This is a genomic window from Microcoleus asticus IPMA8 (assembly GCF_013179805.1).
Taxonomy (GTDB): Bacteria; Cyanobacteriota; Cyanobacteriia; order Cyanobacteriales; family Microcoleaceae; genus Microcoleus; species Microcoleus asticus.
In genome coordinates, this window is record NZ_SRRZ01000066.1 from 25164 (window position 1) to 39705 (window position 14542).

General features: G+C 46.2%; 14 protein-coding genes. 6 read left to right on the forward strand and 8 right to left on the reverse strand.

Annotated elements, in window-relative coordinates:
• Positions 1-6: 6 nt before the first annotated feature.
• From E5S67_RS33440 to E5S67_RS18225, 4 genes are all read right to left on the reverse strand, one after another.
• Complete coding sequence (locus E5S67_RS33440; RefSeq protein WP_246276846.1) at positions 7-1728, reverse strand: formylglycine-generating enzyme family protein; 1722 nt, start codon at positions 1726-1728, stop codon at positions 7-9.
• On the reverse strand, positions 1725-2906 hold the full coding sequence (locus E5S67_RS18215) for an RBBP9/YdeN family alpha/beta hydrolase (protein WP_172189589.1): 1182 nt from the start codon (positions 2904-2906) through the stop codon (positions 1725-1727). The genes E5S67_RS33440 and E5S67_RS18215 overlap by 4 nt, the downstream gene beginning before the upstream one ends.
• Before the next feature lie 179 nt (positions 2907-3085).
• Positions 3086-4051, reverse strand: coding sequence for an RluA family pseudouridine synthase (locus E5S67_RS18220; RefSeq protein ID WP_172189591.1), 966 nt, complete (start codon positions 4049-4051; stop codon positions 3086-3088).
• Between the two features lie 195 nt (positions 4052-4246).
• Positions 4247-5695: a RecQ family ATP-dependent DNA helicase gene (locus E5S67_RS18225; protein ID WP_172189593.1), complete on the reverse strand. Its 1449-nt coding sequence runs from the start codon at positions 5693-5695 to the stop codon at positions 4247-4249.
• 172 nt (positions 5696-5867) lie between these two features.
• Between E5S67_RS18225 and E5S67_RS18230 the strand changes: the two genes are divergently transcribed.
• A complete protein-coding gene (locus E5S67_RS18230; RefSeq protein WP_172189595.1) occupies positions 5868-6677 on the forward strand; it encodes a phytanoyl-CoA dioxygenase family protein in 810 nt (269 codons plus the stop codon).
• Between the two features lie 166 nt (positions 6678-6843).
• On the opposite strand, the gene E5S67_RS18235 is transcribed toward E5S67_RS18230, so the two are convergent.
• Positions 6844-7224, reverse strand: coding sequence for a hypothetical protein (locus tag E5S67_RS18235; protein ID WP_172189597.1), 381 nt, complete (start codon positions 7222-7224; stop codon positions 6844-6846).
• 351 nt (positions 7225-7575) lie between these two features.
• On the opposite strand from E5S67_RS18235, the gene E5S67_RS18240 reads away from it, so the two are divergent.
• Positions 7576-8130 (forward strand): M23 family metallopeptidase, encoded by a 555-nt coding sequence (locus E5S67_RS18240; RefSeq protein WP_172189616.1) that lies wholly within the window; start codon positions 7576-7578, stop codon positions 8128-8130.
• 155 nt (positions 8131-8285) lie between these two features.
• Here E5S67_RS18240 and ftsH read toward each other — a convergent pair whose 3' ends face one another.
• The gene (gene ftsH / locus E5S67_RS18245) at positions 8286-10220 is read right to left on the reverse strand and encodes an ATP-dependent zinc metalloprotease FtsH (protein ID WP_172189599.1); all 1935 of its coding nucleotides are present in this window, start codon (positions 10218-10220) and stop codon (positions 8286-8288) included.
• 356 nt (positions 10221-10576) lie between these two features.
• On the opposite strand from ftsH, the gene E5S67_RS18250 reads away from it, so the two are divergent.
• Positions 10577-11122, forward strand: a complete 546-nt coding sequence (locus tag E5S67_RS18250) for an NADPH-dependent FMN reductase (protein WP_172189618.1) — start codon at positions 10577-10579, stop codon at positions 11120-11122.
• A gap of 173 nt (positions 11123-11295) precedes the next feature.
• On the opposite strand, the gene E5S67_RS18255 is transcribed toward E5S67_RS18250, so the two are convergent.
• Positions 11296-11526 carry a hypothetical protein gene (locus E5S67_RS18255; protein ID WP_172189601.1) on the reverse strand — a complete coding sequence of 77 codons (231 nt, stop codon included), beginning with the start codon at positions 11524-11526 and terminating at the stop codon, positions 11296-11298.
• A 132-nt stretch (positions 11527-11658) separates the two neighbouring features.
• Between E5S67_RS18255 and psb32 the strand changes: the two genes are divergently transcribed.
• The gene (gene psb32 / locus E5S67_RS18260; RefSeq protein ID WP_172189603.1) at positions 11659-12381 is read left to right on the forward strand and encodes a photosystem II repair protein Psb32; all 723 of its coding nucleotides are present in this window, start codon (positions 11659-11661) and stop codon (positions 12379-12381) included.
• 59 nt (positions 12382-12440) lie between these two features.
• Here psb32 and E5S67_RS18265 read toward each other — a convergent pair whose 3' ends face one another.
• Positions 12441-12824 carry a DUF4346 domain-containing protein gene (locus E5S67_RS18265; protein ID WP_172189606.1) on the reverse strand — a complete coding sequence of 128 codons (384 nt, stop codon included), beginning with the start codon at positions 12822-12824 and terminating at the stop codon, positions 12441-12443.
• A 28-nt stretch (positions 12825-12852) separates the two neighbouring features.
• On the opposite strand from E5S67_RS18265, the gene E5S67_RS18270 reads away from it, so the two are divergent.
• Positions 12853-13014 (forward strand): hypothetical protein, encoded by a 162-nt coding sequence (locus tag E5S67_RS18270; RefSeq protein WP_172189608.1) that lies wholly within the window; start codon positions 12853-12855, stop codon positions 13012-13014.
• 149 nt (positions 13015-13163) lie between these two features.
• Complete coding sequence (gene dcm, locus E5S67_RS18275) at positions 13164-14201, forward strand: DNA (cytosine-5-)-methyltransferase (RefSeq protein WP_172189610.1); 1038 nt, start codon at positions 13164-13166, stop codon at positions 14199-14201.
• Positions 14202-14542 lie beyond the last annotated feature (341 nt).

Consider the following 14542-nt stretch of genomic DNA (forward strand, 5'->3'; position numbering starts at 1 on the left):
CCAACTTTACGCAAAAGAACAGACAACCCGAAAACCAAATTCTTTGTCAGTAATAGTTGGATTTTCGGAAAAACGAGATGCAGAACGACACAAATGAGGAAAACAGTCCCAAGAACCACCGCGTAAAATTCGATATTCCTCATTGCCACTATTTAGCCACGCACTACCATTTAATGGTGCGCTTTGATAGTTGTCGTGCCAATAATCGGCACACCATTCCCAAACATTACCGTGTATGTCGCACAGTCCAAAAGCATTAGCTGGAAAACTACCAACCTCAGTTGTTTGCTTGCGATCGACTGTATTCCTGCTCTGGTCTTGTTCACAAAAATTTGCCAAATTAGTTGTGATTGTTGCACCAAAGTGAAATGGGGTTGCTGTTCTAGCTCGACAAGCGTATTCCCATTCGGCTTCGCTTGGTAAACGATAAACCCGTTTTGTTTTCTGCGACAGTCGATCGCAAAACTCCTCAGCATCATACCAAGAAACCCGCTCAATCGGTCGATTATCCCCTTTAAAGCAGGATGGATCGGGGTCGAGGTCACGCTTGATTTTTGGTCGGGATGCGATCGCTCTCCACTGTGCCTGAGTGATGGGATACTTACCCATAAAGAAGGGTTTTACAGTAGTAACTAGAGGTCCGCGACGTTCATCCTCGCCAGATTCAGGTTCTTCTTGGGGCGCTCCCATTGTAAATTTACCACCTGGGATGGAAACCATTTCCAACTTAACTGCGTCGCCCAAAATTTCGACAAAGTATTGTGCCTGTTTGTGGCAAAGTTTAGTTTCTCGCCCTTGAGCATCCACAGTTACCACTTCAAACTCAAAATTTGTGGTGTTTGGAATTAATGATGTTAGCGGCTTCGCCGAGAAATTTGTTGCCAAATCATCGTTTGCTTGGGGGAGTTTCTCTGGTTCCCTAAAATGGGTTGGAAGATAAACATCTGTATCGCCATCCCAACTGCGACGATAAAGATAAGTTGGCAGTTGTTTTTTACCTAAGCTGCCAACTTGTTGCTTTACTTTCTTCGCAATTACTTCCATATTCGGAGGCCAAGATGCCAATGGCTCCTCTTCTAGTGCTTTTCTGACGGCTTGGGAGAAGTAACCTGTTTTTCCTTCAGCACTAACCGATGCTCTTTCTCCCTCTCTGGTAGCAAGCAACACAAACTGTTGAATATCTTCCCTGGGGCCACGACTGGAAAATTCTTTCCCCTTAAAGTTAGTTGGTCTTCCTTTCCACTCCGGAGCATAATAATTGGCACAGGCGTCAACAATACAAATATGATTGCGAATATTAAAGTCTGAAGCTAACAAAAGGAGCAAGGAATTTAAATCCAAGTTCCGCCAATTTAGCGATGTGGCATCAGCACAAAATAACCTGCGTTCTCGTTCGGAGGAAAGCAAACCATGTCCAGCCCAAAAAATATAGAGCAAATCTCCTTTTTGTTTACAAAATAAATTTTCTATTATATTGGATATATTTTGCTGGGTTGCTTCCTCTACTTTTAAATTTGATTGCTCAACTAAGTGATTATTTTCTTCTAACGATGACAAGCAAAGCCGGATATTCTCTTTCGGTACACCTCGCCTACACAGCCAGTCGGCGAACTTGAGAGCGTCATTCGCAGGACCACCGCCTTTGACATTCCAAGAAGTTTCTTGGTATTTTTCAATACCCACAACCAAGCCGTAAGTCCGCTCTGGTTTAGCAATTATCTCTGTCATGGCAGTCTGGGAATAATCGCTTTCCATGTTGCAGGATTTTCCCAGTAAGCGCTGTGCGATCGGGGAAACGGTTGTTTGCTATCTACCAACACATCCTGCACTTTATTCGGGAAGACATTAGCACCAACGTAACTAAGAAAATCCCGTAAATCGTATATATTCAGCCAAGCTGGGAAATGCTCTGGTAGCGGTTCACCAAATTCTAAACTGTGTAGCGCATTAATCTCATATAAAAATGGTGCTTGGGAACCAACTGTCAATAATAGCGCCACTTTCTCCAAGTGTTCTTTGACGAGCAAATCAACGCAAGCAATTCCTCCCAAGCTATGAGCTAGTAAGACTACTGGTGGTTCAGCTTGCTCAATAATTTCTCGGATAAATTGGCGAATTTTTTCTCCTCGACTCTGATAAAGCAAGATATCGCAAGGAAAGGGTGAAATTGCGTCTGTAATGCTGCCGCGCTTGCGCTTTATAGCCAACGTTGTTGGATGCGCTAGCAAAGAAAGAGCGTTCCACACCCAACCTCCCAATCCCAACTCCGCTTCTCCCAAAGCACAACTGAGCGTTTCTACCACTTTATCCCGCAAGTCAGCATTGGTGAGAATTGACGGATACTTCTCTTGTTGTTCGCAGTAAAACATTGCCTGAGCCACAATCGCTCTTGCTATAGCATCACAATACTCACTTAAGGAGTCCGATGCTTTTTGCAAAGCTTCATGATAGGCTTCGCTGCGAATAACTGCTAGTAGTGCTTCATCAAATATCAAAGCAATTCCTGCCTCAATCAAAAGCGCTTGCAGTTCGGCTGAAGGCTCAAATCTTTGCAACAGAGAGTTTAATTCATGACTCGGTTGTTCTGCAAAAAAACTAGCAGTACCTTCCTCACTCGGTTTAAGTGACAATAACTGTAATTCATAGAGGGGGTCACGGTATAGCTGTTCCCACAGCAAAATCTCCTTATCTTCTTCCTCCTCTTCCGACAGCGCTAGTGTCGCATCATACAAAGGTATAGATGCCCCTTGAGCATTTAACTTGGTTCCCAACATTTCGCCCCACAAACAAGGGACGACTTTGATATCGGGACGTTGGATACCAAGCTTTTTTTGAATTAGCGCAAAATTTTCCTCGTATTGAGTTGGTCGTACCCCTGTGCCATGTACAAATACAAGAGTTGTCATTGTTTTACAGATACTCAAAGGGATTCTATACCACTTTAGGGTTGCTTATCAAAAAAGTAAAGATTCTGCTCCCGTTATAGCAGCAGACAGAGGCAGATGAGGACAAAAATCGGATCGAGGCTCTGCAAGCGTCAGATGGCGACTTGTCATAACAGCTTTGGTGACTGCTATACCAATTATCAAATATTAGCCCGCAACCGCAATATTTTTAGCAGGGTGTTGAATTGATCGGGTAAAGGTGCGATCGCCTCTATTAATTCTCCGGTTACGGGATGCTGCAATGTCAGCCGCCATGCGTGGAGGGCTTGTCCGGTTAAATTGACGCCGATAGAACGGTTGGAACTGTACATCGGGTCGCCGACAATCGGATGTTTTATTTCGGCTGTATGCACGCGAATTTGATGGGTGCGGCCTGTTTCTAATTGATAGTGCATTAAGCAATAGTTGCCGATTCTTTCTTTGATTGTCCAGTGAGTAACTGCGGGGCGACCGCCTTTTTCTACTGGTACTACTGCCATTTTTTTGCGGTCTGTGGGATGCCGCCCGATAGGTAAGTCTATGGTGCCTGTTTCGGTGTTGGGAGCGCCGTAAACTATGCCTAAATATTCGCGGCGGGCGGTTTTGGCTTTGAGTTGGGCTTGCAGGTGTTGGTGGGCAATGTCGGTTTTGGCGATCGCGATCGCACCTGTTGTATCTTTGTCTAATCTGTGCACGATTCCCGGCCGCTGAACTCCGCCTATTTCTGCTAGAGGACAGTGGGCTAAGAGAGCGTTGACTAATGTACCGTCTGCGTGTCCGGCTGCTGGGTGGACGACTAATCCGGCTGGTTTGTTGATGATAATTAGGCTGTCGTCTTCGTAGAGGATGTCGAGGGGAATTGCTTCGGCCTGCAAGGAAGTGGGCTGGGCTTCGGGTAATGTGAGGTGGATGCGATCACCCGTTTTTACTGATATTTTTTTCGAGGTGCAGGTTTCGTCGTTGACTTTGACGTTGCCTTGTGATATGAGGCTTTGGATTCGAGATCGGGATAAGTCCGGTATCTGGTTTGACAGCCAAATATCTAACCGCTGATTGACATTACTGCGATCGAATTCCTCTGTATTTTCTACTGTGTAAATCTGTGCCGCAGTGTCTGTTTCTATCATTTACTTTTTACTATTTTTTGCCAAGTGTGTAAAGCAAATATCTTAATCATAACATCTGTGAGTTAGTTCGCGATCGCACGGGTGCGTCGAAACCGGATTGTTTCACAGCAATACTTCCTTTGGGTGCGCAGACTGGGTAAAAAACCCGGTTTCTTAGGTTGGACTGGTTAAGTCGTTTGAGTATAATTGTCAATTCTATCGACAATTGTCACAGTGGCCGCACCGCATAGATGTAGCTTCTTTGGTAAAGCCAAAAGCTTGCAGCAAAAACTGCCACCTGCACTCGCGATGTTTGAGATATTTTGCCATTTCTGCCGCTGCGGTAAAGTTTTGTTTTTCGCCTTTTTGCTGTGCGGATTTGTCGATCGCATAATTAAAAGGATCTTGCCATGTTAATTGTCCGCTGCTGTGCAAGATTGAAAGGGCGATCGCGCTTTCGGGAAATTCCCGGGAAACTGCTTCTATATCGCCTTTAACTGGCAGTTTTTTGGCTAATTGCTGAGCTTCTCGATATTGCGATCGCAATTTATCTTGAAAAAATTGTGCTCTTTGTTTATCTTCAGGATAAAGCAAACCCGTCGGTTCGCTAATCAATGTCAGGGCGATCGCCTGTTTGCCGTCGCGTCCGCCTCTACCAATTTCCTGAATGTATTCCGATAATAGCAAAGGTGCTTGAAAGTGAACCACCCACCGGACATCTGGCTTGTTAATTCCCATCCCGAATGCTGAGGTACAAGTCACAAATTTAAGGTCATTGTTCAGCCAAGCTTTTTCTATTTTTCGTCGTGATTCTGGACTTAAACCTGCATGATATGCTGCTGTTTCATAACCGGCTGCTTCCAACAAATCCGCCAAGCTTTCGCTATCTTTTCTAGTACGGACATAGACTAAACCTGCTTGTTTTGGTCGAGCTTTAATAAAATTTAATAACTGCTGCCTGCGTCCTCTCGGCGTCCAGACTGTTTGCACTTGCAGGTGCAGGTTAGAACGGTAGGGACTTAGCAGAAAGACTTCGGGTTTTTGCAGTTGCAAGACATTTTTGATTGTCTGCTGCGCGTCGGGGTTGGCGGTAGCAGTGAAAGCTGCGATCGCAATTTTACTGTTGGCTGGTTTAGCTTTCAACAAAGCCGATCGCACTGTTCCCAAACGGCGGTAAGCTGGTCGAAAAGTATCACCCCACTGCACTAAACAGTGAGCTTCATCTAATATTAAACCGTTGATTTGGATGTGCGGCTGACTGATAATTTCCCAAACAGGCTTACTGAGTAATGTTTCCGGAGACAGGTACAGCAATCTTAATTTGTTTTGTTGCAGCGATTGCATAGTTTGTCGGCGCTGCGCTGTTGGCAATTGACTGTGGAGGAGGGAAGCGGGCAGATTGCGATCGCGCAATTCTTGTACTTGATTTTCCATCAGTGCAACTAACGGCGAAACTACCAAAGTTAAGCCTGTTTGCAACAAAGCTGGCAGTTGAAAGCAGATTGATTTGCCACCACCTGTCGGCATAATTATTATTGTATCTTTTCCGGCTAATAAACTGCCGACGATTTCTCCTTGCGGCGGTCTAAAGTCGTCGTATCCCCAGATTTTTTGGAAGGCGGCGCGGGCTTGATTTAATGATGTTGGTTCTGGTTGGTATTGCATTTAATTTATCCCCAAATCAGACATAATGTGCGCAGTGCGCACCCTACATAATTAGATTTTGTGTAAGTCCTGATGTACCAAGAAACCGGATTGCTGGCTCCATAGTATGTAAATATTCAGCAGAATTAGTGTTAATTTAATAACAGTTAATAATTTTACTCTGATTTGAATTATGAACGCAAGCACGTTAAGCGAAGTTTTCAGCTATCGGCAAAAGACTTGTGACATTTTCGACACAGCGGGGGCGGTAGAGGCGATGCGCGAAGATGGTTTTGCGCTGATTCCCGGTGTGCTCAGCGCGTCGGAAATAGCGGCGGCGCGGGAAGCGCTCGATCGCCTGCAACCCTTCGGACTCGACGGTAGCAGTTGGAGTGAATTGAACCATCATTTTAAATGCGTTTTTAATCGCGACCGGCTGTGGCTTTCCTATGCAGATCGACCGGGTATAATTGAATTAGCCGAAGCATTAATGGGCAGCGATTGCCACATTATCGGCATGACTGCGTGGAAAAGTGAGCCTGGTTATGACGGTTGGCGCGTCCACGTCGATCGGGTGTTTGTACCCGTGCCCGAAAGCGTGTTTGCCGATCGCACTTTTCAACTGCCAGTATGGATTTGTACAGCCCATTTCTATCTCAGCGACATCGCTGAAGACCTCTGTCCTACCTACATTATTCCTGGCAGTCACAAATCTGGTCGACAACCCGATCGCGGGGAAGAAACTTGGAACGGACACTCCCCAGAACCAGTTTTATGCAAAGCAGGAGATGTGCTGTTTTTCCGCAGTGAAATTTGGCACTCCGGCGGCAAAAATACAACAGTCGATCGAAGTCGCTATATGCTGCAAGTGCATTATTCCCACCGCGACATAGCGCAGAAATTTTCGCCTTGGCCGTGGCAGTTCAATCCCGAAATTCTCGCTACCGCTACTGAACGGCAACTGCGGCTTTTAGGCAAACATCCTGAGTCAAATTACGGTTAAAATACATTGCTAATTTTGTTTGAGGCGCGAGTGATAATAGACGGGATATGTCATATTTATTTTAGATTTTGAGTTTTGGATTTGAGATTACGATCAATTCTAGAGACTGGTAAATCTCCGAATATCTGGAGCAATCCAAAATCCAAAATCTAAAATCTAAAATCGCCTAAGATTGACCGTCTCGGCGGCCGAGTTCGTAAACGCCGCCGCCAATACAGGCGATCGTACCCATAGATACCGCCCAACCAGTACCCAGCGACCATTCGACGCCCCAATTGCACAATCCGCCGACAATCAAAAAGGGCAGAATGCTTAACAGCGAAGCGTAAAAAGCATTTTGAGCTTCTCTGGCTTGGCGGGTTCTTTCAAACTCGGCTTCCGAGGTGTAGAGGGATCTTTCAGCAAAATTCATCCAGCGGTTGAGTTGCAGGATTACCCATTCTGTCAGGGGCGACAGGCCCCAATAGAGGGCCAAAGACCACAAAGACGCACCTGCGATCGCAGTTGCGTCTATGGCAAAACTAAAGGGAAAAATTTCAGTAAGCATTGCTTGATGTTGGTGATGAATTTGAGATTTCAGACGCCGTCCAAAATCCCCGAACTAACTATAGTGTCAAGCAAAAGCTCGATCGAATTCAACCGCATCAGGAATTCCGCAGGAAAATAATTTTCTGTTCCCCATAGCATTTAACCCGAAGCCTTGACACCGGCTCTGTATGCAGTAAGATACACGTTGGTCAACTGATTCGTTTGGCGGGTAGAGCTGACGAAGGCAATCTTGCAGCGAATTGGCCCGACAACCCACACCCGCAAATACATTCAACTTTCAGCCGTGAAAAAAATCGTGCAAGACTCTACAGGCCCGCTGACGGCAAAACGCTTTTTTCGTCCCAGACAGATGCTGCTGGTGGCACTTTCGATCGGCATTGTTTCGATCGGCCCTTATTTGCAGCAGCAGTTGGTAACAGCTCAGTCTGGCTTACCAAGCAGAGTAGCGACGGGTAATTTGTGGCAAGAAGCTTCTTTTCCCGTCGAAAATTTTGAAGCCTACAGTTCCGCCTTCGGCCCCCGCGGCGGCGATTTTCATTACGGTTTGGACTTAGCCGCCCCGGAAGGCAGCTATATCCGCAACTGGTGGGGCGGGCAAATTGTGGAAGTTTGGGAAGATGGCCGGTGCGGCACTGGTATGGTGGTGCGATCGGGAAATTGGGAACACATCTACTGTCACCTCAGAGGTCGGGTGGAAACAGCTAACGGCGGGCGTTATTATGTCGATCGCGAAGGCGGCCTGGTAATTTGGCAGGGTCAAACTGTGCCGGCCGGTGCGAGAATTGCCAGAGTTGGGATGACCGGCCGCACGACCGGCCCTCACCTGCACTGGGGATTGAAGTACGGCGGTCGCTGGGTAGACCCGGCTTTGGTACTCCGGGAAATGTACGCCCAACAATCTTAATTAGTCATTAGTTAGCAGTCATTAGTCATTAGTTAGCAGTCATTTTTGTTGGTTTGTAGTAAGGAATAAAGTCCTTATTTTTTCGATAATTAGGAATAAAGTCCTCACTACAAACTTGAATAACTAATGACTAATGACCAATGATTAATGACTCTTTATGTTGGGGCCAACTCTTTTTTGGTTAACTCGGTGTACCGAGCGACAATTTGGCGGAATTCGTCGCCGTCGATCGTTTCTTCATCCAACAGCGCTTCGACAAGTTTGTCTACCAAAGCGCGGTTTTCGCGGATAATCCGGCGAGCTTCTTCGTAGCAGTCAAAGGCAATTTCCCGGACTTGCCGATCGATCTTGATTGCCATTTCTTCGGAATACTCGGATCGTGAATTCCAGTTCTGACCCAAAAACACCTCATTGTTCGGACTTTCCAAAGCCACAGGCCCCAAATCCGACATTCCATAAAGCGTTACCATCTCCCTCGCCAGACTGCTAACTTTTCTGAGATCGCTGCTGGCACCGGTGTCTATTTCAGCATCGCCATAAATTTCTGCCTCCGCCGCCCGTCCCCCCAAAGCTACTTTAATTCGGTTTAACAGCAAAGCCCGACTCCTCAAACCTTCGCTGTCGAGCATTTCGTCGTCGAGCACGAAGCTAGTAAAGCCTTCGATGCCGCCGGAACGGGGAATAATCGTTACTTTTTCCACCGGGTCGGCATTTGTGAGCATGGTCGCGACTAGGGCGTGTCCGACTTCGTGGTATGCTGTCATCCACTTTTTCTTGCTGTCCAGCAGCGGGTTAAGCGTAAGCCCGATCGTGATCCGGTCGATCGCGTCGTGAACTTCTAAGTTAGTAATCGTGTCTTTGCGCCGCCGCGCTGTGAGAATAGCTGCTTCGTTGAGCAAGTTTGCCAAGTCAGCGCCGGAAAAGCCGGGAGTGCGGCGGGCGATCGTGTCTAGGGCAACTTCTGGGTCGAGTTTTTTGTTGCGCGCGTGAACTTGCAAAATCCCCAAACGCCCTTTGTAACTGGGCAAATCTACCGTTACTTGCCGATCGAACCTGCCGGGCCGCAGCAGGGCGGTATCGAGCACGTCGGGGCGGTTGGTAGCTGCAATCACAATCACGCCGCTGTTACCCTCAAAGCCGTCCATTTCTGTCAGCAACTGGTTGAGAGTCTGTTCGCGTTCGTCGTTGCCGCCGCCGATACCAGCGCCGCGCTGCCTTCCTACGGCGTCTATTTCGTCGATGAAGACGATGCAGGGGGAATTTTCTTTAGCTTTGCGGAACAAGTCGCGGACGCGCGAGGCGCCGACTCCGACAAACATTTCGACAAATTCGGAACCGGAGATACTGAAGAAGGGGACGGCTGCTTCGCCTGCGATGGCTTTTGCCAGCATTGTTTTGCCGGTTCCCGGAGGCCCGATTAACAGAACTCCTCTGGGAATTTTGGCGCCGATGGCGTTGAAGCGTTCGGGTTTTTTGAGGAAGGTTACGACTTCTTGAAGTTCTTCTTTAGCTTCTTCGATGCCTGCTACGTCGTCGAACATCACGCCGGTTTTGGCTTCCATTTGGAAACGGGCCCTGGATTTGCCGAAGTTCATGGCATTTCCTTGAGATTGGGTCGATCGGCGCAGGATTGCCATCAGCACTGCCAACACTGCAAAAATCACTAGCAAGTTTACTACTAAACTGACTGCGGCGGCGTTGTCGGCTGTTTGTTTGACTTCAAAGTCAATCTTTTTGGCGCGGATTTGCGAGTACAGTTCTCGGTTGTTGTAGTCGAATAGGGTAACTGATTGGGCCTGATCGCTTTTTTGATTTTTTAGCCTAACTTTGGCAGTTCTTTGAGTTTCGTCTACTTCGATTTTACTGACTTGCCCTTTTTCTATGTTGTCAATCAGTTGGCTGTAACTCATGGTGGTTGGGGTGCTCTCGGCAAAAACCGGGGCCGAGAGCAATATTCCTTGAGAAATCACCAAACTGCCCAGGATGCGCCACAGATTCCGTCCTGGAATTGATTTTTTAGGATTCTGGCTCGATTTGTCTTTGTTTACAGCTAGATGCCCCAGCCATGCGTGTTTCCAAGAATTTTTCATATTGCTTTGCCCAAGGTTGAAGACTGCCAAGATTGACCGCTTTTGGTTTGCTACCTTTATTTATGTTAACAAGAGGGCGGGTGTTGAATGGGTTTATCTCTCGCTGGCATCTTAAGAGGCACCTCAAGAGGGGGGGTTTTGAATCCAGGACTCCTCAAGAAACCGGGTTTTTTACGTAATCTGCGGGCTATAACCAAAGATTTTGTTCAAAAAACCCGGTTTCTGGGCTCCGTCCGTAAATCTAAAATCTAAAATCTAAAATCTAAAATCGATTGACAGTTGCCGATCGAACTTGCTATCTTATTCATAGTCGGAATGAGTACGCTTTAATCGAGCAGTTATTGTTTTTGAGTTTTATGGTAAAAATTGTCGGCATTGGCGGAAGTTTGCGGGCTGGCTCCTACAGCCAGTTAGCGTTGAAGGTGGCAGCAGAACGGGCGCAGGCCCTGGGCGCGGAAGTTGAAATATTGGATTTGCGATCGCTCAAGCTGCCCTTCTGCGACGGCGAGAATGATTATCTCGATTACCCGGATGTGGAAAAGCTGCGAAATGCGGTTAAGCAAGCCGACGGCTTGATTTTGGCAACGCCGGAGTATCACGGTAGCGTCAGCGGTGCTCTCAAGAATGCCCTGGATTTGATGAGTTTTGAGCATTTGGACGGGAAGGTTGCGGGTGCGATTAGCGTTTTGGGAGGGCAAGTTAACAGCAACGCACTCAACGATATGCGCGTGATTTTGAGATGGGTGCACGCTTGGGTAATTCCGGAACAAATTGCGATCGGACAAGCTTGGAAAGCTTTTAGTCCCGAGGGTAAATTGTTGGATGAAAAACTGTCTGAAAGGTTCGACGAATTTGCTCGGAGTTTAGTAGAAAATACGCGGAAATTGCGAGGAATTTCGTAATTGTATCTCATGACAAATGTAGTTTGGGACGCAACTGGCATAGTCTTTGGGTGCGTCCATCCCCCTAATTGATCAATTTGAAGAGGTTTTGTCTCTAGCAGAGTACCCTACAAGCTGTAAAGTTAACAGTCAACAGTTAACAGTCAACAGTCAACAGTCAACAGCCAACTGAGTTAAAATGGCATATCGATCATGTCTCCGAAAGGATGGGGTACGTCGATCGCCATTCTTCCAGGTTTGGACTCATATTTTTCTATCCACTTTTTGGCCAATTCCAAAGCTTCCTCCTCAGTCTTGGCATTTTGGACGGCGACGTGGCGGTTGCCGCGGCTATCCCAAACCTCGACGTAGAAGACTTTCTGGGATTGAATAATCCAACCTTTATAAGTGTCTGCTGGTTCCATAGTTAGAATCCTAAAATAATCGGGCGGGGAGTTCCACTGGCGAGCTAATTGTAAATATTGCCCTGCATAAAATGAATTTTACGGGGATTTCTATAGTATTTTTGGAAAAAAGTCAGTTTTACGGTTAACCTCATGACTAGACTCCGGAAGCAATTATTTAACTGGAGAAAATATCTCCAACCTTTGGCCGCGGCGATCGCGATCGCCCTAATCGCATCGCAGATGGCGGTATTGCCGGCATTGGCGACTGGCGTGTACGAAATGCCGGTGTTGTCGGCGGGCGATCGTACTTGGGTGTTCGACAAAGGCGACGTGCTCAGCCGCAGCAGCGAAAGCAATATCAGCAGCGTACTCGACAACCTGGAAAATAAAACAGGGAAACAAGTCAGGTTGGTCACCATCCACCGCTTAGACTACGGCGAAACGACTGCCACTTTCACCGACCAACTGTTTGAACAGTGGTTTCCCGCAAAAGAAGATCGGACTAATCAAATTTTACTCGTTCTCGACACTGTTACCAACAGCGCGGCAATTCGGACGGGGGAAGGAGTGAAATCCCTGCTAACCGATGAAATTGCCCAGAGTGTGGCTGGGGAAACCGTGCAAGTGCCGCTGCGGGAAGGCAATAAATACAACGAGGCATTTGCGGCTGCAAGTACGCGCATTGCAACTGTTTTGTCGGGCGAACCCGATCCGGGTCCTCCTGAAGTTGTTGACAACATTCAAGTTGAAGGCACGTTTAAAAAAGCTGAAGAAACAGACCAAGGCAATGCCACAGTTGTTGTGGTTGTGCTGTTGGTATTGGCGACAGTGATTCCGATGGTGACTTATTTCTGGTATCAAGGTTTTTCGTGATCGGTGCTGCTTGCATCCGATCGGTTGCCGTTTTGTCAAGAAAATATGGCAGGGCTGCACTAATCTTGAACGTATTCTCGATCGCTCAACAATGCAATTTCTGCCCGTACAAATTCCCGTCCCAGATAAGCCGCGTGATCCAACATTGTCACCGGACTGGGGCGGGTTTCTTCTAGGATTTTGACGCAAAGTTCTTTGGCGGTTCTGCCGGTAAAAAGTGTGGCCTGAGTGCGTTCTACTTTGCCGCGGGCGGGGATGGGTTTACCAGTTTCGGGATCGACGGCGAGGCCTCGATCGTCGATGATGTTGGTGAAATGTTTGGCACAAATTAAGCTGGTTTCGCGATCGAGATAGATGATGAAGTAGCCGCCGGGATCGAGGTCGAGGTGGCGTTTGGATAGCTTGTCATCAATTGCGGTGAGGTTTTCCAAGGTTTGACTCATGGTTGGTGAAAGAAAGTAGACAATAGCTGTGATTTGTTCTGCTATTTCTAGTTTAGTGGGCTGCGGGACAAGTTTGGGACATTGGTTGGTTGAATGCGGGAGAAAGTTTTGGGCGATCGACAATTCCTGCAATTTGCCGATCGCTCCTATGCTACAGTCGATCGGGCTCGACAGAGAAATTGATGAGTGAACTTAAGACGCGATCGCTGTTAAATCCCCAACTTTTTCAAGAAGTCCGGGATCGGGGTATTGTGTTTTTTTAGTCGTTGCTCACTTATCTCTGATGCAAAATCGGTTATTGTTGTATAGATAATTTGTTTTTATTAAAGCTAAGCAAAAATGAAATTTATAGATTTGTTTTCAGGGATTGGAGGTTTCAGACAAGGTTTTGAAAAAATAGGCTTTGAATGCGTTTTTTCCTGCGAAATTAACAGCAAATGCCGACAAGTTTACACGGAGAATTTCGGTGACGTTCCTTTTGGAGATATCAGTAAAATTAATCCCGTCGAGTTAGAAGACTTTGATGTTTTAGTCGCCGGGTTTCCGTGCCAACCTTTTAGCATCTGCGGCAAAAAGCTAGGTTTTGAAGATACTAGAGGTACGCTATTCTTTGATATTTGTAAAATTATAAAAATAAAGCAACCTCAAGTAATTGTTCTCGAAAATGTCAAACACTTAATCCATCACGACAATGGAAATACCTTAAAAGTAATTATTGCCAGTCTGGAAGATTTGGGATACAGCGTCAATTACAAAATGCTGAATGCGAAAGACTTTGGAATTGCTCAACATCGTGAAAGAATATTTATCATTGCAACTAAAGGTAAAGAATTTAATTTTTCTCGACTTAAAAGCAAGTTTCCTCCGCAACTCAGGGAATTTCTAGACGATACAGGGGATTTTGAAATATTGGACAAATCAGAGTATACTTTAATTGATTATCCGAGAAAGCAAGATTCGGGACTTGTATTTGTAGGTTACAGAAATAAAGGTACTTGGAAAACTGGCGTGAGGCCAAATACAGAACATTTATCGAGAGTTCACAGACAGCCTAATCGCATTTATTCGGTAGATGGAGTGCATCCGACAATTCCTTCGCAAGAAACATCGGGCAGGTTTTTTATCTACATTCCTGAGCAAGATATGGTGAGAAAGTTGACGCTGAAGGAATGTTACCGTCTTATGGGTTTTCCTGAAGATTTTAAGAGTTATCCGAGTGCGGGGGAAAGTTACAAGCAAATTGGCAATTCGGTTTGTGTACCGGTGGTAGAGGCGATCGCGCAAGAAATATTAAGTCAAAAATTATTGTCAAATAAGTCAACTGAACTACAGAAAAAAACTGAAGAATATATACAGATTATCCTTTTAAATTGCTGATATCAACTTGACGAAGATTCCCATACAATTCGAGACTGTCTTGCTAACAAAAGTGCAAGCTCATCAGCCCTTAGACGGTTATCTTCACGATAGGGCAAGCCTATAATACTCCCATGAGATGAAGAGTCACGTACTACATTTAGACCTAGTTCTCGAATTCCCCCTACATTAAGGCTAGCGACTCCTTCGCAGTTTCTCAATGCACTCAAAGATTGCTCTATAGCAATCCTAAATCATTATCAAGACTATGATATAGCAATCCTAAATCAGTTGCAAATTAATCGGGCTTCACTAATCATGATTAAGTTGGTATTAATTCAGTTTTTTCAACAAAAAAGTTA

Excerpts from the sequence above, each read along its gene's own strand:
- E5S67_RS33440 (WP_246276846.1), bottom strand. The coding sequence starts at position 1,728 with ATGACAGAGATAATTGCTAAACCAGAGCGGACTTACGGCTTGGTTGTG.
- E5S67_RS18215 (WP_172189589.1), bottom strand. The coding sequence starts at position 2,906 with ATGACAACTCTTGTATTTGTACATGGCACAGGGGTACGACCAACTCAA.
- E5S67_RS18220 (WP_172189591.1), bottom strand. The coding sequence starts at position 4,051 with ATGATAGAAACAGACACTGCGGCACAGATTTACACAGTAGAAAATACA.
- E5S67_RS18225 (WP_172189593.1), bottom strand. The coding sequence starts at position 5,695 with ATGCAATACCAACCAGAACCAACATCATTAAATCAAGCCCGCGCCGCC.
- E5S67_RS18230 (WP_172189595.1), top strand. The coding sequence starts at position 5,868 with ATGAACGCAAGCACGTTAAGCGAAGTTTTCAGCTATCGGCAAAAGACT.
- E5S67_RS18235 (WP_172189597.1), bottom strand. The coding sequence starts at position 7,224 with ATGCTTACTGAAATTTTTCCCTTTAGTTTTGCCATAGACGCAACTGCG.
- E5S67_RS18240 (WP_172189616.1), top strand. The coding sequence starts at position 7,576 with ATGCTGCTGGTGGCACTTTCGATCGGCATTGTTTCGATCGGCCCTTAT.
- ftsH (WP_172189599.1), bottom strand. The coding sequence starts at position 10,220 with ATGAAAAATTCTTGGAAACACGCATGGCTGGGGCATCTAGCTGTAAAC.
- E5S67_RS18250 (WP_172189618.1), top strand. The coding sequence starts at position 10,577 with ATGGTAAAAATTGTCGGCATTGGCGGAAGTTTGCGGGCTGGCTCCTAC.
- E5S67_RS18255 (WP_172189601.1), bottom strand. The coding sequence starts at position 11,526 with ATGGAACCAGCAGACACTTATAAAGGTTGGATTATTCAATCCCAGAAA.
- psb32 (WP_172189603.1), top strand. The coding sequence starts at position 11,659 with ATGACTAGACTCCGGAAGCAATTATTTAACTGGAGAAAATATCTCCAA.
- E5S67_RS18265 (WP_172189606.1), bottom strand. The coding sequence starts at position 12,824 with ATGAGTCAAACCTTGGAAAACCTCACCGCAATTGATGACAAGCTATCC.
- dcm (WP_172189610.1), top strand. The coding sequence starts at position 13,164 with ATGAAATTTATAGATTTGTTTTCAGGGATTGGAGGTTTCAGACAAGGT.